The organism is Pseudomonas sp. MNR3A, assembly GCF_009650575.1.
GTDB classification, from domain to species: domain Bacteria; phylum Pseudomonadota; class Gammaproteobacteria; order Pseudomonadales; family Pseudomonadaceae; genus Aquipseudomonas; species Aquipseudomonas machongensis.
The window spans coordinates 107,887-127,720 of sequence record NZ_VZZS01000028.1; the positions used below are offsets into that span (position 1 = coordinate 107,887).

The 19,834-nt window shown below is 63.6% G+C and carries 21 protein-coding genes; 14 read left to right on the plus strand and 7 right to left on the minus strand.

The features are described from left to right. Positions 1 to 3: 3 nt before the first annotated feature. Complete coding sequence (gene moaA, locus F6X62_RS19010) at positions 4 to 1,008, minus strand: GTP 3',8-cyclase MoaA (RefSeq protein ID WP_151924238.1); 1,005 nt, start codon at positions 1,006 to 1,008, stop codon at positions 4 to 6. Positions 1,009 to 1,152: 144 nt separating this feature from the next. After that, entirely contained in the window at positions 1,153 to 1,611 is a 459-nt protein-coding gene (locus F6X62_RS19015) for an Lrp/AsnC family transcriptional regulator (protein WP_054895043.1), read from the minus strand. Positions 1,612 to 1,763: 152 nt separating this feature from the next. On the opposite strand from F6X62_RS19015, the gene F6X62_RS19020 reads away from it, so the two are divergent. Further along, complete coding sequence (locus tag F6X62_RS19020) at positions 1,764 to 2,933, plus strand: PLP-dependent aspartate aminotransferase family protein (protein WP_153774401.1); 1,170 nt, start codon at positions 1,764 to 1,766, stop codon at positions 2,931 to 2,933. 146 nt (positions 2,934 to 3,079) lie between these two features. On the opposite strand, the gene F6X62_RS19025 is transcribed toward F6X62_RS19020, so the two are convergent. Further along, complete coding sequence (locus F6X62_RS19025) at positions 3,080 to 3,316, minus strand: YdcH family protein (RefSeq protein WP_054895041.1); 237 nt, start codon at positions 3,314 to 3,316, stop codon at positions 3,080 to 3,082. A gap of 277 nt (positions 3,317 to 3,593) precedes the next feature. Here F6X62_RS19025 and F6X62_RS19030 point away from each other — a divergent pair, with 277 nt between their 5' ends. From F6X62_RS19030 to F6X62_RS19045, 4 genes are all read left to right on the plus strand, one after another. Next, positions 3,594 to 5,231: a phosphoethanolamine transferase gene (locus F6X62_RS19030; protein WP_153774402.1), complete on the plus strand. Its 1,638-nt coding sequence runs from the start codon at positions 3,594 to 3,596 to the stop codon at positions 5,229 to 5,231. A gap of 103 nt (positions 5,232 to 5,334) precedes the next feature. Beyond that, on the plus strand, positions 5,335 to 6,468 hold the full coding sequence (rnd, locus tag F6X62_RS19035; RefSeq protein ID WP_153774403.1) for a ribonuclease D: 1,134 nt from the start codon (positions 5,335 to 5,337) through the stop codon (positions 6,466 to 6,468). Then, positions 6,465 to 6,758 (plus strand): YcgL domain-containing protein, encoded by a 294-nt coding sequence (locus tag F6X62_RS19040; RefSeq protein ID WP_065861425.1) that lies wholly within the window; start codon positions 6,465 to 6,467, stop codon positions 6,756 to 6,758. The genes rnd and F6X62_RS19040 overlap by 4 nt, the downstream gene beginning before the upstream one ends. 73 nt (positions 6,759 to 6,831) lie before the next feature. Next, a complete protein-coding gene (locus F6X62_RS19045) occupies positions 6,832 to 7,764 on the plus strand; it encodes a D-2-hydroxyacid dehydrogenase (protein WP_063543652.1) in 933 nt (310 codons plus the stop codon). Positions 7,765 to 7,818: 54 nt separating this feature from the next. Here the strand turns inward: F6X62_RS19045 and F6X62_RS19050 are convergent, their stop codons facing one another. After that, a complete protein-coding gene (locus F6X62_RS19050) occupies positions 7,819 to 8,412 on the minus strand; it encodes a nitroreductase family protein (RefSeq protein WP_054895037.1) in 594 nt (197 codons plus the stop codon). Between the two features lie 147 nt (positions 8,413 to 8,559). On the opposite strand from F6X62_RS19050, the gene F6X62_RS19055 reads away from it, so the two are divergent. Together F6X62_RS19055 and F6X62_RS19060 are read left to right on the plus strand one after the other, a co-directional pair. Next, the gene (locus F6X62_RS19055; protein WP_153774404.1) at positions 8,560 to 9,009 is read left to right on the plus strand and encodes a YcgN family cysteine cluster protein; all 450 of its coding nucleotides are present in this window, start codon (positions 8,560 to 8,562) and stop codon (positions 9,007 to 9,009) included. Between the two features lie 40 nt (positions 9,010 to 9,049). Beyond that, on the plus strand, positions 9,050 to 10,258 hold the full coding sequence (locus F6X62_RS19060) for a hypothetical protein (RefSeq protein ID WP_153774405.1): 1,209 nt from the start codon (positions 9,050 to 9,052) through the stop codon (positions 10,256 to 10,258). A 101-nt stretch (positions 10,259 to 10,359) separates the two neighbouring features. Here the strand turns inward: F6X62_RS19060 and F6X62_RS19065 are convergent, their stop codons facing one another. Then, entirely contained in the window at positions 10,360 to 10,701 is a 342-nt protein-coding gene (locus tag F6X62_RS19065; RefSeq protein ID WP_153774406.1) for a DUF2892 domain-containing protein, read from the minus strand. Between the two features lie 285 nt (positions 10,702 to 10,986). On the opposite strand from F6X62_RS19065, the gene F6X62_RS19070 reads away from it, so the two are divergent. The 6 genes from F6X62_RS19070 (at position 10,987) to F6X62_RS19095 (ending at position 18,378) form a co-directional block, all read left to right on the plus strand. Then, on the plus strand, positions 10,987 to 11,709 hold the full coding sequence (locus tag F6X62_RS19070) for a GntR family transcriptional regulator (RefSeq protein WP_153774407.1): 723 nt from the start codon (positions 10,987 to 10,989) through the stop codon (positions 11,707 to 11,709). A gap of 95 nt (positions 11,710 to 11,804) precedes the next feature. After that, complete coding sequence (locus F6X62_RS19075) at positions 11,805 to 13,124, plus strand: FAD-binding oxidoreductase (protein WP_153774408.1); 1,320 nt, start codon at positions 11,805 to 11,807, stop codon at positions 13,122 to 13,124. A 186-nt stretch (positions 13,125 to 13,310) separates the two neighbouring features. Next, positions 13,311 to 14,639: an MFS transporter gene (locus tag F6X62_RS19080; protein WP_153774409.1), complete on the plus strand. Its 1,329-nt coding sequence runs from the start codon at positions 13,311 to 13,313 to the stop codon at positions 14,637 to 14,639. 64 nt (positions 14,640 to 14,703) lie between these two features. After that, positions 14,704 to 15,606 carry a dihydrodipicolinate synthase family protein gene (locus F6X62_RS19085; protein WP_153774410.1) on the plus strand — a complete coding sequence of 301 codons (903 nt, stop codon included), beginning with the start codon at positions 14,704 to 14,706 and terminating at the stop codon, positions 15,604 to 15,606. A gap of 1 nt (position 15,607) precedes the next feature. Further along, entirely contained in the window at positions 15,608 to 17,098 is a 1,491-nt protein-coding gene (locus F6X62_RS19090) for an aldehyde dehydrogenase (RefSeq protein ID WP_153774411.1), read from the plus strand. 368 nt (positions 17,099 to 17,466) lie between these two features. Beyond that, positions 17,467 to 18,378, plus strand: a complete 912-nt coding sequence (locus F6X62_RS19095; RefSeq protein WP_153774412.1) for a DMT family transporter — start codon at positions 17,467 to 17,469, stop codon at positions 18,376 to 18,378. A 33-nt stretch (positions 18,379 to 18,411) separates the two neighbouring features. Here F6X62_RS19095 and F6X62_RS19100 read toward each other — a convergent pair whose 3' ends face one another. Continuing rightward, complete coding sequence (locus F6X62_RS19100; protein ID WP_054895033.1) at positions 18,412 to 18,882, minus strand: RNA methyltransferase; 471 nt, start codon at positions 18,880 to 18,882, stop codon at positions 18,412 to 18,414. Between the two features lie 73 nt (positions 18,883 to 18,955). After that, positions 18,956 to 19,327: a YajD family HNH nuclease gene (locus F6X62_RS19105; protein ID WP_054895032.1), complete on the minus strand. Its 372-nt coding sequence runs from the start codon at positions 19,325 to 19,327 to the stop codon at positions 18,956 to 18,958. A gap of 131 nt (positions 19,328 to 19,458) precedes the next feature. Between F6X62_RS19105 and F6X62_RS19110 the strand changes: the two genes are divergently transcribed. Further along, positions 19,459 to 19,728 (plus strand): hypothetical protein, encoded by a 270-nt coding sequence (locus F6X62_RS19110; protein ID WP_153774413.1) that lies wholly within the window; start codon positions 19,459 to 19,461, stop codon positions 19,726 to 19,728. Positions 19,729 to 19,834: the final 106 nt, after the last annotated feature.

Here is a 19,834-nt window from a genome sequence, read left to right on the forward strand (position 1 = left end):
CGATCAGCCGCCGGTCATGTTCATGAAACGCAGGATCTGCACCTCGCCACCCACCTCGAAGTGATGGCGGTAGGGCTTGAGGTGCACGGCCTCGCGAATCGCTTGCTCCAGGCGCTCGCTGTCACCGGGATGGCTGCGCAGGACCTGCTTGAGGTCCATCGAGTGCTCGTTGCCCAGGCACAGCAGCAAGCGGCCTTCGACGGTCAGGCGCACGCGATTGCAGGTGGCGCAGAAGTTGTGGCTGTGCGGCGAGATGAAGCCGACCCGCGTCTGCGGCGCTTCGGCCAGGCGCCAGTAGCGGGCCGGGCCTTGGGAGGATTCGGCCGATTCGATCAGGGTGAAGTGCGGCTCCAGGCGCTCGCGCACATCGTCGCTGGAGTAGAACGACTCGCCACGCTCGTGCTCGCTGATCACGCCCAGGGGCATTTCCTCGATGAAGGTGATGTCCAGTTCGCGGTCGATGGCAAAGCGCACCAGGTCGACGATTTCATCGTCATTGCGACCCTTGAGCACCACGCAGTTGAGCTTGGTGCGGCGGAAGCCTGCCTGGCGCGCAGCGTCGATGCCGGCGATCACCTGGGCCAGGTCGCCGGTGCGGGTCAGGGCCTTGAAGCGTTGGGCATCGAGGCTGTCGAGGCTGATGTTAAGGCGTGTGACGCCGGCGTCGAACAGCGGCTGGGCCAGGCGGCCAAGCTGCGAGCCATTGCTGGTCATGCACAGCTCGCGCAGGCCGGGCAGGGCGGCGATGCGCCCGCACAGGTCGACGATGCCCTGGCGTACCAGCGGCTCGCCGCCGGTCAGGCGGATCTTGCGGGTGCCCAGTGCGACGAAACGTTCGGCGACCTGGTAGAGCTCTTCGAGGCTGAGGATCTGCTGGCGGGGCAGGAACTGCATGTCTTCGGCCATGCAGTAGACGCAGCGGAAGTCGCAGCGGTCGGTCACCGACATTCGCAGGTAGTCGATTTTCCGGTTGAAACCGTCGATCAGGGCCTGGCTGCTGTGTTCCACGTTCGCGCTCGGAAGGGTGGGATGGGGGTAATGTCCACGCTATAACCTGCAGGCACGGGCGTCAAATTGCTTTGCCCGACTGTTTGATAGGTCTGGTCTATCAAGCGATCAGTGAGCGCGCATCAGACCGCTACTGCGACCTTCTCACCGATACACCGGAAACGCCGTGGTGTACTTGATCTGTTCCATGGCAAAGCTGGAGGTGATGTTCGATAGCCCGTCGGTGCTGGTGATCAGCTTCTTGTAGAAGCGGTCGTAGGCAGCGATGTCGCTGACCACCACCCGCAGCATGTAGTCCCAGTCGCCGGACATGCGATAGAACTCCATCACTTCCTCGAAGCTGGTCACGGTCCTGGCGAAATGTTCGAGCCAGGCGCTGTCGTGGCGCTGGGTCTTGAGCTGGACGAACACGCTCAGGCCGAGGTTGATGCGCTCGGGGTCGAGCAAGGCGACGCGGCCGCGGATATAGCCTTCGTCTTCCAGGCGCTTGACCCGTTTCCAGCAGGGCGTGGTGGTCAGGTTGACCGCCTCGGCCAGGTCCTTGAGGGAGATCGAGGCGTCGCGCTGGAGCAGGGTGAGGATGTGCTGGTCGAAACTGTCCATGGCGATAGGGGGCGGCTTTGCAGAAAAAGTTTCTCGAGAGTAGCCCAATCGGGGAATCGCTTGCTACGCCCGGCGCCGTTGCAGCGGGTCGGACCGGGATATGCGATAGTGGCGGTTTTCTACCTGACCCCCTTCAGTCAACGGATCCGACCATGGCCGAAAAACCGCGCAATTTCGCCACCCGCACCATTCACGCCGGCGAGCAGTCCAGCGTCGCCGACAACGCTATCTTCCCGGCCATCGTCACCTCCAGCTCGTTCATCAAGCGCGGCCTGGACGATAATCCCGAATACGCCTACAGCCGTGTTTCCAACCCTACCCGCCACGCCTATGAAACCTGCGTCGCAGCCCTGGAAGAGGGTGTCGGTGCGGTTGCCTGCGCGTCGGGCGTGAGTGCCACCGCCACGGTGCTCGAACTGCTGCCCAAGGATGCCCACGTGGTAGTGATGAATGGGGTCTATGGCGGCACCTTCCGCCTGATGGAGGACTACCGGGCACACACCTCCGGCCTGACCACCACCTACGTCGACCTCAACGACCTGGACGCCGTCGCCGCAGCGATCCGTCCGAATACGAAGATGATCTGGCTGGAGTCGCCGACCAACCCGCTGCTGCACCTGGTGGACATCAAGCTGCTGTGCGACCTGGCCCGCGAGCGCGGCATCCTCACCTGCATCGACAATACCTTCTGCTCGCCGTGGAACCAGCAGCCGATCAACCTGGGGGTGGACCTGGTGATGCACTCGGCGAGCAAGTACATCGGCGGCCATTCCGACCTGACCGGCGGGGTGGTGGTGGCGGGCAATCATGAGCTGCTGGCGCGCCTGCGCAAGATCAGCATGGCAGTGGGCGCGATCCAGGGCCCGTTCGACTGCTACTTGGCCCTGCGCGGCCTGAAGACCCTCGATGTGCGCATGGAGCGCCAGAGCGCCAACGCCCTGCGCGTGGCGCAGTACCTGGAGCAGCACCCGCAGGTCGAGCAAGTGTTCTACCCCGGGCTTGCGAGCCATCCGCAGCATGCGCTGTGCCAGCGCCAGATGCGCACTGGCGGGGCGGTGGTGGCGCTGCGTGTGAAGGGTGACCGGGCGGCGGTCAATCGTCTGGTCGAGGCGCTGTCGATCTTCGTCCTGGCCGACTCGCTGGGCGGTGTGGAGAGCATGATCAACCATTCCTGGACCATGTCGCACAACTCGCTCAGCCCGCAGCAGAAGGGCGTGATGGGCATCAGCGAGAACCTGGTGCGCTTGTCGATGGGGATCGAGGATTACCGCGACCTGATCGACGACCTCGAGGCGGGGTTGCAGGCGGCGGCCTCTGCGTAACGGCGGCTGACGCCATCGCGGGACAAGTCGGAACGCCGAACCGCCGCTCCCACAAGTGCTGCGTTGTAGCTGAAACCGTGAGGTTCCTGTGGGAGCGGCGGTTCGGCGTTCCGACTTGTCCCGCGATGGCATTGCAACGAACGACCTCAACCCTTGGGCGGATGAATGATCCGTTCGATCTTGTCCTTGATCAGCAGACGTTCCTTGCGCAGGCGGTTGACCGCTTCGTCGTTGGTGCCGTTGCCTTCGGCGGCCAGCACTTCCTTGTCCTTGGCGTTGTATTCCTTGTGCAGCTTGTGCAGGTCCTGATCCTTGTCGATCAGGGCCTGGAACTTGTCTTCGGTAATGTGCAGGTCGGCTAGCAGATCGTGCGGGACTGGCATCTCTTCACCTCTGTTTCAGGGGTTGGTAAGAATCCTGATCCTTCAGGATAGCTGCCTTTGCCGACAGCGGGAGCGGTTCGCCGGATGAGGCGGCAGCGTCGCAACGCTGCTGAATGGCAGCTGAATGAACTTTAATTAATCATGAAAGACGCATCACAACCGATTGTTGGCGTCTTTTTCACAAAAAATTGATGCTACGCTTTCTACAGTTCGGCCAACTTCCCAAGGTGCCCGCCCGGGTACGCCTGGTCGCTTCTAAACTCTGATTGCGAACGCCATGTTGAAAATCAAATCACTGCGGACCGAGTGGGTCACGCTGCTGGCCAGCCTTTACCTGTTGATCGGCCTCAATCTGTTCCTCTGGGAGCATCTGGAGACCATCCTGCCCCCCGGCATGGTTGGGCTGTGGCTAGGCCTGGCGTTTGCCGTACTGATGTTGTTCGCCTTCAACCTGATATTGACGTTGTTGGCCTTCAAGTATGTATTGAAACCGGTATTGATTGTGCTGTTCATGAGTGGCGCCGGTGTCGCCTACTTCATGAATCAATATGGCGTACTTATTGATGCCGGCATGTTCCGCAATGTCGCCGAAACCAACATCGAAGAAGTGCGTGACTTGCTGTCGTTGAAGTTCGCACTTTATATGCTGGGGTTGGGCGTCGTGCCGTCGTTGTTGCTCTGGAAGGCGCGCATTGCCTACCGCCCCTGGCACCGCGAACTGCTGGGCAAGCTCATCGTCAGCGGCGCCTGCGTCGCAGCCCTGGGCTCGATCGGGCTGGTCAATTACCAGGGTCTGTCGTCGCTGTTTCGCAATCACCACGAACTGCACTTGATGCTCACCCCGAGCAATATCGTCGGGGCGTCGTTCAGCTATGCCAGCGAAAAGCTCGGCAGCGCTGCCAAACCCTTCCAGAAATACGGCGAAGATGCCCATCGCGATGCCGCCTGGCAGAAGCACGAGCGCAAGTCGCTGACCGTGCTGGTGGTGGGTGAAAGTGCCCGCGCCGAGAACTTCGGTGTGCTGGGTTATGGCCGCGATACCACGCCACGCCTGTCGAAGGAGGCTGGCCTGCTGGGCTTTACCGATGTGCATTCGTGCGGGACCGAGACGGCCGTGTCGGTGCCTTGCATGTTCTCCGGCATGGCACGCAAGGACTACGACCCGAGCCTGGCCAGCCGCCGCGAGGGCCTGCTCGATATCCTCGGGCGTGCCGGCATCGAGGTGCAGTGGCGCGATAACCAGTCAGGCTGCAAAGGCACCTGCGATCGTTTCAACTACGTCAACCTCACCAGCGCCAAGGACCCGGTCCTGTGCGCCGATGGCGAGTGCCACGACCAGATCCTGCTGCAGAACCTCGATGCGCTGCTCGACAGCCTCGACAAGGATACCGTGCTGGTGCTGCACCAGATGGGCAGCCATGGCCCTGACTACTACAAGCGTTACCCGGCAGGCTTCGAGCACTTCACTCCGGTGTGCCGCAGCAACGCCCTGAACCAGTGCAGCCAGCAGGACATCGTCAACAGCTACGACAACACGCTGGTCTACACCGACGAGGTGCTGGCGTCGCTGATCGACACCCTGCGCAAGCACCAGGACAAGGTCGACACCGCCATGATCTACCTCTCCGACCATGGCGAGTCGCTGGGCGAATACAACCTGTTCCTGCATGGCACCCCGTACATGCTCGCCCCGGACCAGCAGAAACACATCCCGCTGCTGGCCTGGTTCTCCGACAGCTACCGCCAGGACTTCGCCGTCGATACCGACTGCCTGTCGAAGATGCGTGACACGCCGCTGAGCCAGGACAACCTGTTCCACTCGATGCTCGGCCTGCTGCAGGTGCATACCGAGGTGTACCAGCAGTCGCTGGACATGTTTGCGGGGTGTCGCCCCTGGCTGACGGCCAGGAACTGATCGCGCGCCAGCGCTACCGCTGATCGCCACCATGGATGGCCCGGGTTTCACGAGCAGTGCCCGCGCCGTATATACTGCGCGCCAATGTTTGTGGGAGAGCCTTGTGGCCATCGAAATACACTGGATCCGTGACGACCAGACCCTGGCCGAACTCTGCCGGAAGTGGCGTACGCTGCCGTTCGTGGCCGTCGACACCGAATTCATGCGGGTCGATACCTTCTATCCCAAGGCTGGTCTGGTGCAGGTCGGCGATGGCCAAAGCGCCTACCTGATCGACCCCCTGCTGATCCGCGACTGGCAGCCACTGGGCGAATTGCTCGAAGACAGCGGCGTGGTCAAGGTACTGCACGCCTGCAGCGAAGACCTCGAAGTCCTGCTGCGCCTGACCGGCAAGCTGCCGCAGCCGCTGTTCGACACGCAGTTGGCCGCGGGCTACCTGAATATCGGTTTCTCGATGGGCTATTCGCGTCTGGTCCAGGACGTGCTGGGCATCGAGTTGCCCAAGGGCGAGACGCGCTCCGACTGGTTGCAGCGTCCGCTGTCCGAAACCCAGGTCAGCTACGCCGCCGAAGATGCCGTGCACCTGGCCGAGCTGTTCACCGCCCTGCGTCCGCGCCTGTCGGATGACAAGTACGCCTGGGTGCTGGAGGACGGCGCCGAGCTGGTGGCGCAAATGCGCCGTGAAGTCGAGCCCGAAACCCTTTACCGCGACGTCAAGCTGGCCTGGAAGCTCGGCCCGCAGCAGTTGGCGGTGCTGCGTGAGCTGTGCGCCTGGCGCGAGCGTGAAGCGCGCAGCCGCGATGTACCGCGCAGCCGGATCCTCAAGGAGCACTCGCTGTGGCCCATGGCCAAGGGTCAGCCCGACAGCCTGTCGGCGCTGGCCAAGATCGAGGAGATGCACCCGCGCACCATCCGCCAGGACGGCGAAACGCTGCTCAAGCTGATCAAGAGCGCCGCCAGCCAGCCTGCCGAGCAATGGCCCGCGGTGCTGCCCGAGCCGCTGCCGATCGAAGCCGCCGGCATTCTCAAGCGCCTGCGCGCCATCGGCCAGGCCGAAGGCGAGCGCCTGCAGATCGCCCCTGAGCTGATGCTGCGCAAGAAGGCCCTTGAAGCCCTGCTCAAGAGCGGCTACCCCAATGGCCCCTATCAATTGCCCGATTCGCTGCGCGGCTGGCGCCGTGAGCGGATGGGCCAGGCCCTGCTGGATGATCTGGCAGGCGCCGGAGAGACTCGATGAAACGTATCTGCTCGATCTACAAAAGCCCGCGCAAGCGCGAAATGTACCTGTATGTGCTCAAGGCCGAGGGCCTGGAGCGCGTGCCCGAGGGCCTGTTGCCGTTCTTCGGTACGCCGGTGCATGCCTTCGACCTGGTGCTGACCCCCGAGCGCAAGCTGGCCCGCGAGGACATCGTCAAGGTGTTGGAGAACCTCGACAACCAGGGTTATCACCTGCAGATGCCGCCACCGGACGACGACTACATCGAGCATCTGCCCGAAGAGCTGCTGCGGCGCAACGATCCGGCCTGAGCCGGGGCGCGAACCCTATCAACAGGCGGCCCTCGACGGGCCGCTTTCGTCGTTCTGCAAGGTTGTCATCGAGATGCGCGTTCTGATCGCTGAACAGGATCATGCCCTTTACGCTCGCCTGCTGGGCGAGCTGGCACCGGACCTGGAGGTCCTGACCAGTGGCGATTCCGCCGAATTGTCGCGCCACGCCCCTGAATGCCCGATCTGGCTGGGCGAGCCGCACCTGGTCGCCAGCCTGCTGCGCCAGGGCCACAAGCCGGCCTGGATGCAGTCCACCTGGGCGGGTATCACGCCGCTGCTGGCCGACGGCCTGCCGCGTGACTATCGCCTGACCCGTGCGGTGGGCATCTTCGGCCAGGTCATGGCCGAGTACATGCTGACCTACATGCTGGTTCACGAGCGCGATGTGCTGGCGCGCCTGGTCAGCCAGGTCGAGCGGCGCTGGGACGGCCGGCCGGGCAACAGCCTGGAAGGGCGCAAGGTGCTGATCGTTGGCACCGGCGACATCGGCCAGCGGGTGGCCGAGTTCCTGCTGCCGTTTGGCGTGACCCTGTATGGCGTGGCCAGCAGCCCACGCGAGCAGGCGCCGTTCGTCGAAGTGGCGGGGCTGGATGCGTTGCCGCGGCTGGTCGGTGAGGTCGATTACGTGCTCAACCTGCTGCCGGATACCCCGGCCACCCATGACTTGTACGATGCCGCGCTGTTCCAGTGCTTCAAGCCGACCGCGCTGTTCATCAACGCCGGGCGTGGTGTGGCGGTGGTCGATGCCGACCTGGTCGAGGCACTCAAGAGCGGGCACCTGGCGGGTGCCGTGATCGATGTCTGCCGCCAGGAGCCGTTGCCCCAGCGCCATCCGTTCTGGACCGCCTGGGGGCTGCTGCTGACCGGCCACAGTTCGGCACCGACCTCGCCGGTGGCGATGGTGCGCTTGTTCGTCGAGAACGTCCGGGCCTATGCGGCGGGGCAGGGGTTGCGCGGGGAAGTGGATTTCTCGCGCGGGTATTGAGGTGCTTCTGCTGGCCCTATCGCAGGCTTGTCCCGCGATAGGGCCAGCCCAGTCTTAGAGACTGAAATCACCCTCGGCCGCCAACTCGCTCAGCGGTCGACGCGGGCTCGGCACTTCACGGGCCTGCAGTGCTTCGATCAGGCTGGCCTTGTCGCCCAGCTTGCCGATCGCCACCATCGCGTGCAGCACATAACCTTCGGGGATCTTCAGTTCCTTGCGCGCCAGCTCCTGGTCGAACCCGGCCATGCCATGGGTGTGCCAGCCGCTGATGCTCGCCTGCAGCGCCAGGTGGCCCCAGGCCGAACCTGTATCGAAGGTGTGCCAAAGGGCAGGGGTCTCTTCGCTGGCGCCAGGCGCGGTGAAGGTGGTCTTGGAGAGAATCAGCACCAGCGCCGAGGCCTGCTGTGCCCAGCTGCGGTTGAACGGCACCAGAAACTCCAGGAAGCGCTCCCAGTTCGGCGTGTCGCGGCGGGCATAGAGGAAGCGCCAGGGCTGCGAGTTGTAGGCCGATGGCGCCCAGCGCGCGGCTTCGAGGAAGCTCAGCAGGGTCTCTTCGCTGATCGGCTCCGCGTTGAACGCACGGGGTGACCAGCGGTTGATGAACTGCTCGTTGATGGCATAGTCGGCGATGCGGGGATTGGCGCTCATGCGGGCTCCTGCGAAAGGAAGAGGGAAAGCCTGAACGCTACTGCGTCCGTTCGGCACTGACAAGCGGTATGGCATTGCGTCGGGCCAGGCTCTAGACTGGCGCCGCCGCGCGCCGCGGCCTTCAAAGTGATTGCAGGAAAACGTGTGATGATCGCCGACCCCGCGCCCTTCTGGCGGCGCAAGACCCTCGACCAGCTCGATCCGCAGGAATGGGAGTCGCTCTGCGACGGCTGCGGGCTATGCTGCCTGCAGAAGCTCGAAGACGAGGATGACAACAGCATCTATTACACGCGTATCGCCTGCAAACTGCTGGACATGAACACCTGCCAGTGCAGCGACTACCCCAACCGCTTCGAGCAGGTGCCCGACTGCATCCAGCTCACGCCAGGCAAGGCCGACCAGTTCAAATGGCTGCCGACCACCTGTGGCTATCGCCTGGTCAGCGAGGGCAAGGACCTGCCAGCCTGGCACCACTTGGTCTGCGGCGACCGTGAGCAGGTCCATGAGCAGCGCATTTCCCAGTTCGGGCGGATGCTCAGCGAGAACGATGTCGACGAAGACGACTGGGAAGACCACCTGATCTTTCGCGCCGGCTGATCCGCCTGGCCCGCGCCTCTGGGGAACAAGGAGTTTCTGTATGCGTCGCCCGTTGTTGTTGCTACTGGCCCTGTCGGCCAGCTTCCCGGCCTGGGCGAAGAAGGTCGATCTGGACTACCAGGTGCGCCTGCTGCCCCAGACGGGCCAGGCCGAAGTGCGCCTGACCCTGGCCGATGGCACGCCGGTTCGCAGCCTGGACTTCGACCTGGGCAGGCAGGGCGCCTACAGCGATTTCAAGGCGGACGGCCAGTGGCAGGTGCAGCAGGACCGTGGCGTCTGGCACCCCGGAGCAGGCAAGAGCAGCCTCAGTTACCGCGTGCAGCTCGATGTGAAGCCCCATGGCAGCGCTCATGAAGCACGCATCACGCCGCATTGGGCGTTGTTTCGCGGCGATCAGCTCGTGCCCCCGGCCCGTCTCGATCAGCAGGATGGCACCGAGTTGGTGACACGCCTGGCCTTCGAGTTGCCGTCGGGCTGGCAGAGCGTCGAGACAGCCTGGCCGCGCATCGGCAAGCAGAAATTCCGTATCGACAACGTCTCGCGCCTGTTCGATCGCCCCACTGGCTGGATGCTCGCCGGCAACCTCGGCAGCCGCCGCGCACGCCTGGGGGATACCGAGGTGACGGTCGCCGCACCGCAGGGGCAGGGCATGCGGCGCATGGATACCCTCACCCTGATGACCTTCGTCTGGCCGCAGTTGCAGGCGGTGTTCCCGCGCAATCCGCCCAAGCTGCTGGTGGTCGGTGCCCGCGACGACATGTGGCGCGGTGCGCGTGCTTCGCGCAACTCGCTGTACCTGCACAGCACCCGCCCACTGATCGGCGAGAGCGGCAGCAGCCCGCTGCTGCGTGAGCTGGTGCAACTGTTCGCGCAGATCGACGACCGTGATCGCAGTGACTGGCTGGGCGAGAGCCTGACCGACTACTACGCCATCGAAGTGCTGCGCCGCGCCGGTGGCATCAGCGATGACCGCTACCAGGCGTTGCAGGCGCGGTTGCAGAAGGACGGCGCCAAGGTAAAGACCCTTCGCACCGAGCAGGCCGACGCAATGCAGGTGGCCAGGGGCGTGCTGTTGCTGCAGGCGCTCGACCGCGAGATTCGCCTGCACAGCCACAACAAGCGCTCGCTGGACGACATCACTCGTGCGCTGATGCGCATGGCCAGTGTCAGTACAGAAGAGTTCATCCAGATCAGCGAGAGCGTGCTGGGGCGCGAGTCCGAGGTGCTGGAGAGCAAGTTGTTGCGTTGAGCCGGTGGTGACTTCTTCGCGGGCAAGCCCGCTCCCACAGGTTCAGCGGTGTTCTCGAGATCTGTGGGAGCGGGCTTGCCCGCGAAGAGGCCACCGCCGATTCAAACCCCCGCCAACGGATCCTTACCGGTCACCGTCACCGTGCGGGTCGCCGCCTCGGCGCTGGCCTTGAGTGCCTTCAATTCCGCCGCCCCGCGTTCGATATCGGCATGCAACCGGCGGTACTCCGCGCGATGCTTGTGGAACCAGGCCTTGGTCGCGCAACGGCCCTTGATGCCGCGGGCCAGCGCCATGCCGCCCACTGCCACTTGCAGCAACCCTATCAGGCCGCCGTGACGCATCCCTTTGCTGATCATCAGGGCACCGCCTGCCAGTGAGCTGACGCGCTCCCAGCCCTGGACGTTGTGGTCGTGCCTGTCTGACGCCGAGTGGATATCGAGCATAGGTAGGTCTCCTTGTGGGTTGGTAAAGCAGCTGACCCTGTCCGCGGCCCTGGCGTTCAGTGCAATTGTCGGATTCGCTCATTGCCTGCAGGGCGTCGCGGCCGTGTGCAATGTCTTTTCCAGACCCCGGTTTGTCTCGCTCAGACATGCAGGTATGGTCAAATACCGACCGCCTGCAACCCTGCAGACCGCTCATCGAAATAGCTGTAGACACATTGTCTAACGGCGCTCTATATTCATTATACAAATTGTAGACAGTGACCCATGACCAACAAAAAGGCCGCCATGAAAGCCAGTTCTGATGTCCATCCACTCACCGGAGAAGCGCCGCTCGATCGCAAGGGCGTGCTCGCTGAAGCATTGCGCCGGCGCATCCTGAGCATGGAGCTGGTGCCTGGCGCAGTGGTGGATGAACTGGCCCTGAGTGACGAGTTCGGGCTGTCGCGACCACCGGTACGTGAATTGCTGCGCCAGATGGCCGCCGAGGGCTATATCGAGCTCGAAGCCAACCGCGCACCACGGGTGGCGGCGATGAACCACGATTCGCTGCACAGCTTCTTCCTCGCCGCGCCGCTGATCTACATCGCCACCACGCAACTGGCCGCGACCCACGCCACCGCCGGCGAGATCGAAGCGCTCAAGGCGATCCAGGCGCTGTTTCGCGAGGCGATCGAACAGAAGGATGTGGAAAACCGTGTGCTCTACAACGACGCCTTCCACCTGGAAATCGGCAAGATGGCGCACAACGACTACCTGATGCCCAGCCTGCGTCGCTTGCTCATCGACCACACCCGCCTGGGCAAGATCTTCTATCGCCACCCGACCACCGATGACATGCAGCGCGACCTCGAACTGGCCTGCGTGCAACACGAACAGATGATCGAGGCGATCGAGCGCCGCGACCCCGAAACTGCCGGGCAGCTGGTGCGCGAGCACTTCGAGCTGTCCCGTCGCCGCATGGCCGAATACGCGGCGCCCCAGGGAATGGAAGTGGTACTGGCCTTGTAGATGCAGCACTCATCGCCATCCCAGGTACTGGCAGGACGCCGGGAGGGGCGGGCGTGATGAGGAACAGACGCTAACAACAATATCGGGTTCCTGAAATGACCAAGATCGCCTCGTTGCCCGCCGACGACAGCCGCTGTGGCTGGTATCACCTGAGCAAGGGACGCCGTATCCAGGCACCGCATCGCGGCCACAGTGCCGCGCGCTGGGTCGTGGTCGGTGCCGGTTTTACCGGGCTTGCTGCGGCGCGCCAGTTGGCACTGCACTTTCCTGATGACCAGGTCGTGTTGCTCGAAGCCCAGGAGGTGGGGTTCGGTTCGTCCGGGCGCAACGCCGGTTTCGCCATCGACCTGCCCCATGACATCGGTGCCGAGGACTACATCGGCGATATCGGTATCGCTCGCAAGACCATGAAGCTCAACCTCAGTGGCCAATCGTTCTTGAAGGAACTGGTCGAGCGCCACGGCATCGATTGCCAGATGAAACACTGTGGCAAGTACCAGGCGGCCATCGAACCGCGCGGCGTCGCGGTACTCGACGCGTATCGCCGGGGCCTGGACCGGCTCGACCAGCCGTACCAGATGCTCGAGGCGGCCGAGTTGCCCGAACACATCGGCACCGACTTCTATCGCAAGGCCCTGTTCACCCCGGGCACCTCACTGATCCAGCCCTCGGCACTGGTCAAGGGGCTGGCCGACAACCTGCCGGCCAACGTCACCCTCTACGAACACACCCCGATCACCGAGGTGCAGTACGGTGCCAAGACCGTGCTCAAGCACGCCCAGGGATCGATTACCGCCGACAAACTGGTGCTCACCACCAATGCCTTTGGCATGAGCTTCGGCTTCCTCAAGGGGCGGATGCTGCCGGTGTTCACCTATGCCAGCCTGACCCGGCCCATGACCGAAGAAGAGCAGGCGCGACTCGGCGGCAAGCCTTATTGGGGCGTGATTCCGGCCGATCCGTTCGGGACCACGGTGCGCCGCACCCCGGACAACCGCCTGCTGATCCGCAACAGTTTCAGTTTCAACCCCGATGGGCGCGCCAACAGCAAGTACCTGGAGCGCTTTGCCGTGCGTCATCGCGATGCGTTCGCCCGGCGTTTCCCGATGTTGCCCGACCTGCCATTCGAATATACCTGGGGCGGTGCCCTGGCAATGTCGCGCAATCACATGGGGTACTTCGGCGAGTTGTCACCCAATGTCTACGCCGCCCTGTGTTGCAATGGCCTGGGCGTGACCCGAGGGACCGCCACCGGCAAGTTACTGGCCGACTGGTTGGCGGGCGAGAAAAATGAATTGATCGAGTTTGTGCTCAATGCACCGGGCCCTTGTGCCAACCCGCCGGCGCCGCTGGTTTCGCTGGGCCTGAATTTCAACCTGAAGTGGGGCCAGTACCGCGCCGGCCAAGAAAGCTGAGTTCAATTAAAGCGTTATAAACAACTTGATATTCGCTGGGTATTTTATGCCCGGCCTGCGGTTTCTATTGCGTGCTGTTTCGGTTCGAAGTGCAACTTCGGGCTCACGGGGCTGAAAGTCTTTTTCAGCGTCGCGGGTTCGCTCGTCCTGAAAACGGCCTGCGTTTGATGATGGCAGGAGACAATAATGACAACTCACAATGTATCAATCGAAGACGTACCGCTTAATCGCTTTCACCAATGGCTCACCGTGCGTTCGGGCGGTGGCTCGTTCGTCGATGGCTATGTACTGAGCATCATCGGCGTGGCCATGGTGCAGATGACCGCCGGGCTGTCACTGAGCAGTTTCTGGCAGGGCATGATTGCCGCGTCCGCACTGATCGGTATTTTCTTCGGCGGTTTTCTCGGCGGTTGGCTGACTGACCGCTTCGGCCGCAAGCGGGTGTTTTTCGTCGGCCCGACCCTGTTCATTCTCGCCTCGCTCAGCCAGTTCTGGGTGGAGTCGGCGCTGCTGCTGTTCCTGCTGCGCTTCGTGGTGGGGGTGGCGGTCGGCATCGAGTACCCGGTGGCCACCTCGCTGCTGGTGGAGTTCCTGCCCAAGCGCAATCGCGGGCCGCGCCTGGCGACCTTGACCATTCTTTGGTTCGCCGGCGCTGCGTTTGCCTACATCCTGGGAGACTTCCTGCTGCGTCAGGGTGGTGACGACGCCTGGCGGCTGGTGCTGGCCAGCCCGGCGCTGATCGGCGCACTGCTGTTCGTGATCCGCATCGGCACGCCCGAGTCGCCACGCTGGCTGCTGAGCAAGGGTCGGGCGAACGAGGCCGAGGCGGTGATCCGCAGTGTGTACGGCCATGACTTTTCCCTGCGCAATCTGCCAGAGGAGCCGGTACAGAAACGCTTGTCGTTCCTCGACCTGATGCACTCCGGCTACGGCAAACGCATGATGTTCGTCGCCGTGTTCTGGTCGTGTTCGGTGATCCCGGTATTCGCCGTATACGCCTTTGCGCCCAAGGTGCTCGGCGCACTCAACCTCAAAGGCGACTGGGCATCGTTCGGCTCGGTGGCCATTACCTTGCTGTTCGTGGTCGGCTGCATCATCGCCACCCGCCTGATCAACGCCATGGGCCGGCGCAGCATGCTGATTCACAGCTTCTTCTGGTCGGGCCTGGCGCTGCTGGGGCTGGGCGTGTTCCACGCCGGCTCCGAGCTGCTGATCCTCACCTTGTTCGGCGCCTATGCGCTGTTCATCGGTGGCGCCCAGGTGCTGCAACTGGTGTACCCCAACGAGCTGTTCCCCACCGAGATCCGCGCCAACGCTGTCGGCGTCGGCACGTCGCTGTCACGCGTCGGTGCAGCGATCGGGACCTGGCTGGTGCCCATGGTCCTGGACAGCTACGGCATCGCTTTCACCATGTATGCCGCTGCGGCGGTCACCTTGCTGGGCCTGGCCGTGTCCTGGGCGCTGGCCCCCGAAACCCGCTCGCTGAACCTGCAGCAGGCGGCATCCCTGACCTGATCCATCTACCTCGCGCCGCCATGTCGGCGCGGACTGACCCTTTGCATTCACAGGAGAACCGCTAATGAAATTCGAAGGTATCTATACCCCTGCCATCACCCCCTTGGCCGCTGACGGATCGATCGACAAGGCGGGCTTCGCCGACGTACTGGAGTATCTGCTTGACTCGAAGATCCACGGCGTGATCATCGGCGGCTCCACGGGCGAGTACTACGCCCACACCGCCCAGGAGCGCATCGAGCTCGCGGCCCAGGCCAAGGACGTGCTCAACGGTCGTTTGCCGCTGATCATCGGCACTGGCGGCATCCGCACCGAGGACGCCGTGGCTTTTGCCAAGCACGCCAAAGAGATCAAGGCCGATGCGCTGCTGGTCGGCACGCCGCCCTATGCGCTGCCGACCCAGGAGGAGATTGCGTTGCACGTCAAGGCGGTAGACGCCGCGGCCGACCTGCCGATCATGCTCTACAACTACCCGGGCCGCATGAGCGTGAGCATGGGCGAGGCGTTCTTCGATGCCGTGGCCGATGTGAAGAACATCGTGGCCATCAAGGAGAGTTCAGGCGACATGAACCAGTTGCACCGCCTGGCGATCAAGCGTCCGAACATCCAGGTTTCCTGTGGCTGGGACGACCAGGCCCTGGAGTTCTTCGCCTGGGGTGCACAGAGCTGGGTCTGCGCCGGCTCCAACTTCATCCCGCGCGAGCATGTGGCGCTTTACGAGGCCTGCGTGATCGAGAAGGACTTTGCCAAGGGCCGCCGCATCATGGCGGCGATGATGCCGCTGATGGACTTCCTTGAAGGCGGCAAGTTCGTTCAGTCGATCAAGTACGGTTGCGCGCTCAACGGCCTGCGCACCGGCGGTGTGCGCAAGCCGCTGCAAGACCTGAACGCCGATGAGAAGCAGGCGTTGCAGGCGGTGGTCAGCGAGCTCAAGCGCAGCATCGCGCAGATCACCGGAGCGGCCTGAGATGAGTGAACTGCTGAGCAAAGCCGAGTACGCAGCCATCGCCGCCGAACTGCAACCGCGTACCCAGGCCTTCATCGACGGCGAATTCCGTGACGCGATCTCGGGCAACACTTTCGTGACCACCAACCCGGCCACCGGCAAGGTACTGGCCGAGGTCGCCGCCTGCGATGTGCAGGACGTCGACCTGGCCGTCGCCGCCGCCAAGCGGGTGTTCGAGGCCGGCAGCTGGTCCAGGCTGCAGCCGGGCGAGCGCAAGCATGTGCTGCTGAAGTTCGCCCAGTTGCTCGAAGACAACGCCCATGAACTGGCGGTGCTGGAGAGCCTGGACAGCGGCAAGCCGGTCAGTGAATGCCAGAACGTCGATGTGCCGGAGACCATCCACACTCTGCGCTGGCACGCCGAGCTGATCGACAAGATCTACGACAGCACCGCCCCGACGGGCAATGCCGCCGTGACCATGGTGGTGCGCGAAGCCATCGGTGTGGTCGGCCTGGTGCTGCCCTGGAACTTCCCCCTGCTGATGCTGGCGTGGAAGATCGCGCCGTCGCTGGCCGCCGGTTGTTCGATCGTGGTCAAGCCGGCCAAGGAAACCACCCTCAGCGCCTTGCGTGTGGTCGAGCTTGCGCACCAGGCAGGGATCCCGGCGGGTGTGTTCAACCTGGTGCCTGGCGGCGGGCGGGAAGTGGGCGAGGCCATCGGCCGGCACATGGACATCCCGATGGTCAGCTTCACCGGCTCCACCGATACCGGGCGGCTGTTCCTCAAGTACGCCGCCGAATCCAACCTCAAGCGCATCGTGCTGGAGCTGGGTGGCAAGAACCCGGCGGTGGTGATGAACGACTGCGAGGACCTGGACGAAGTGGCGCAGTTCGTCACTGCCGGTGCGTTCTGGAACATGGGCGAGAACTGCTCGGCATCGTCGCGGCTGATCGTGCACAAGGACGTCAAGGACGAGCTGCTGGGCCTGATCGGCAAGCACCTGAAGGACTGGAAGCTGGGCGACCCGCTGGACCCCGACAATCGCCTGGGCGCCATGGTCAGCCGGTCGCACTTCGAGAAGGTGCGCTCGTACCTGGAGCATGCCGCCGAACACAACCTCAAAGTGGTGCAGGGCGGCGAGACCCGGGATGGGGTTTTCGTGCAGCCGACTATCGTCGACGGCGTGGCGCGCAATGACCGGTTGTTCGTCGAGGAGATCTTCGGGCCGGTATTGAGCGTGACCAGTTTCGAGACCCTTGAGGAGGCCATCGAGCTTGCCAACGATACGGTCTATGGCCTTGCGGCCTCGGCCTACACCGGCAGCCTGCGCAACGCGCTGCGTCTGTCGCGGGAGATCCGCGCGGGGGTGGTGACGGTGAACTGCTTTGGCGAGGGCGATGCCTCGACGCCGTTCGGAGGCTACAAAGAGTCCGGATTTGGCGGGCGCGACAAATCGGTGTGGGCGCATGATCAATACACCGAGCTCAAGACCATCTGGATCAACGCTTCGTGAGTTGAGCGACAGGGCGCTGTTCTGACGGAGTTCAGTGCTTTTGTTGTCGGGGGTGGGTGTTGGCCTTTTCGCGGGCAAGTCGCAGCGGCGAACCGCCGCTCCCACAGTTAACCCAACGGAGATCAGCTGTGGGAGCGGCGGTTCGCCGCTGCGACTTGCCCGCGAAAAGGCCAACACCCACCCCAACCCCTTTCTGCAACAACAGCGAATAAGCAGCACGGCTCGCAAGAGCCAGACAAGGCTGCGGCGCTGCAGGCCTGGCGGATCACCGCAGGCCACACATTCCCCCAACAGAATCGAACCCGTGCACAGGCCCCGGGGGAATGACTGCGTGCGCCATTTTTCATTTTTTTGCGAGTTCACTGCCCATGATCGTCTCCCAAACCCGCGGGCTCAGCCCTGCACTGTCGCACCGCAACGCCCTGGTCCTGGCGCATGTCGCCGCAGTGCTGTTCGGCCTGACCGGCATCCTCGGCGCCCTGATCCAGGCCGATGCCAGTGTCATCACCTTTGGTCGCGCCGCCTTCGCCGTGCTTGCCCTGGGGCTGGTCGCGCTGCTCCAGCGGCGAGCCTTGTTCAGGGGGCTGGACCGCCGTCGCGCCGCCGTGCTGCTGTTCACCGGGGCCATGCTGGCCGCACACTGGGTGACCTTCTTCCTCGCAGTGAAGATCGGCGGTGTGGCGATAGCGACCCTGGGTTTTGCCAGCTTCCCGGCGTTCATCGCCCTGCTTGATTGCCTGGCGTTTAACGAGCGTATCCGCCTGCGCGAATGGCTACTGCTGGCGCTGGTGAGCCTGGGCCTGGTGCTGGTGGTGCCGACCTTCGACCTGCTCGACCAGGGCACCCTGGGTTTGCTCTGGGGGTTGGCTTCGGGCCTGTCGTTCGCCTTGCTGGCGATTGCCAACCGGCGCTGGGCCAGTGGCTTGAAGGCCGTGCAGGTGGCGTTCTGGCAAAACCTGGTGGTGGCGGTGCTGGTGCTACCGGTGGCCCTGGAAAACCTGGTGGGGCAGGGCTTGCAGACGGCGGACTGGATCTATCTGGCGCTGCTCGGGGTGTTCTGCACGGGCCTTTCGCAGTACCTGTTCGTCAAGAGCTTGAAGGGCCTGGCGGCGCGCAGTGCGGGGATGATCCTTGCACTGGAACCGGTGTATGCGATCGCCTGCGCCTGGGTGCTGTTCGCCGAGGCCCCGTCGCTGCGGATGCTGGCGGGGGCAGGGTTGATCATTCTGGCGACGCTGCTGTCGGCCTGGGGCAAACCTGCCAGCGAGCGGATGACGTGAGGTTGCCGGGCTGCGCTGCAGCCCGGCTCCCGGTTACTTGAACTTGGGGCCGGAGCGAGTATTCAAGCCCTTTGCCAGCCGGTCATACAGCACCACATTGACCGTCGCGGCCAGGTTCATGCAGCCCTGGGTGGGGATGTAGATGGTTTCTTCGCACCAGGCGCGTACGCTTTCGTCGAGGCTGCCGTCCTCCGGGCCGAAGATGTAGATCGCCCGATCCGGATGGGTGTATTCGGGCAGTGGCCGTGCGCCGTCGACCAGCTCCACTGCCACTGGCGTACAGCCCAGCGGGATGATGCGCTGCAGGTCGTCGATGCCGATCAGCGGGATGTCGTAGTGCACCCGCTTGGTGTCGGTGACGAAGTCGCGGGCGCGTTCGTAGCGTTTGCCGGTGTAGAACACCGAGTTGACGCCGTAGCAGCCCGCCGCACGCATCACCGAGCCTACGTTTTCAGCGGATTTTGGGTTGAACAGGCCGATGCAGCTGTACCGTTTGTTAGCCACGAGTCGGGGCCCTTCGCAAAAAAAGAGCGCGATTATACGGGCTAGCCGACGCCGTGGGCGGATGAATCGACGGTCAGTCCTTCTTCATCAGGGCGGCCAGGCCTGCGAAGGGGTTGTGCGTGGCGACATTGGTTTTCGGCGTGCTCAGCGAGCCTTCGCCGAAATACTGCTGGTCGGTGTAGCGCGAATGCTCGTTGTCGTGGCAGTACAGGCACAGCAGCTCCCAGTTGGAGCCGTCCTGGGGGTTGTTGTCGTGGTTGTGGTCGCGGTGGTGCACGGTCAGTTCCGACAGGCGCTTGCCGGAGAACTCGCGGGCGCAGCGCCCGCAGACGTGCGGATACATCTTCAGTGCCTTGTCGCGGTAGCCCATTTCCTTGTCGCGCTTGGCGTCGGCGAGGATGCGGTCGAGACGGGCGGTGGCGGCGGAGTTGGAGGCCGAGCTCATGGTGTTACCTTTTTCGTTATCAGGGCAATGACGGTTATGCATCGAGTCTAGCGCGCCTGCGGGCCCGGCGGACAGGCAAAAGCGCGCAATTGGGCGTAGCCTGTAGGCAGGTTCCGGACGGGAGGTTACCGATGTTGCCTGTGATCCTTGCCACGCTGCTCCTGCTTGCCGCCCCGCTGGCCGATGCCGCCGGGCAGCCTTCGGGCACCATTACCCCGGTGCCAGGTGCACCGGGTACGCCGACGCCCACGCCCTATCCGCAGATTACCCCGAGCACGCCACCGAAGGCCGGCAGCAGCCAGCCCGGCGCGCCGTTGCTGCCGCCAATGCCGTTGCCTGGGCCGCCAAAGGACCAGCCGTTGCCAGGGCTGTCCCAGGACCCACCGAAAAAGAACGACTAGGTTCTGTATGAAAGGTCTTGAGACGAAGGTCAGGCAAGGCGAAAACAGCCGAGGAACGGTCGGAGTCGCGCTCGACTTTACGGGTTGTAAATGAGCATTCCGACCG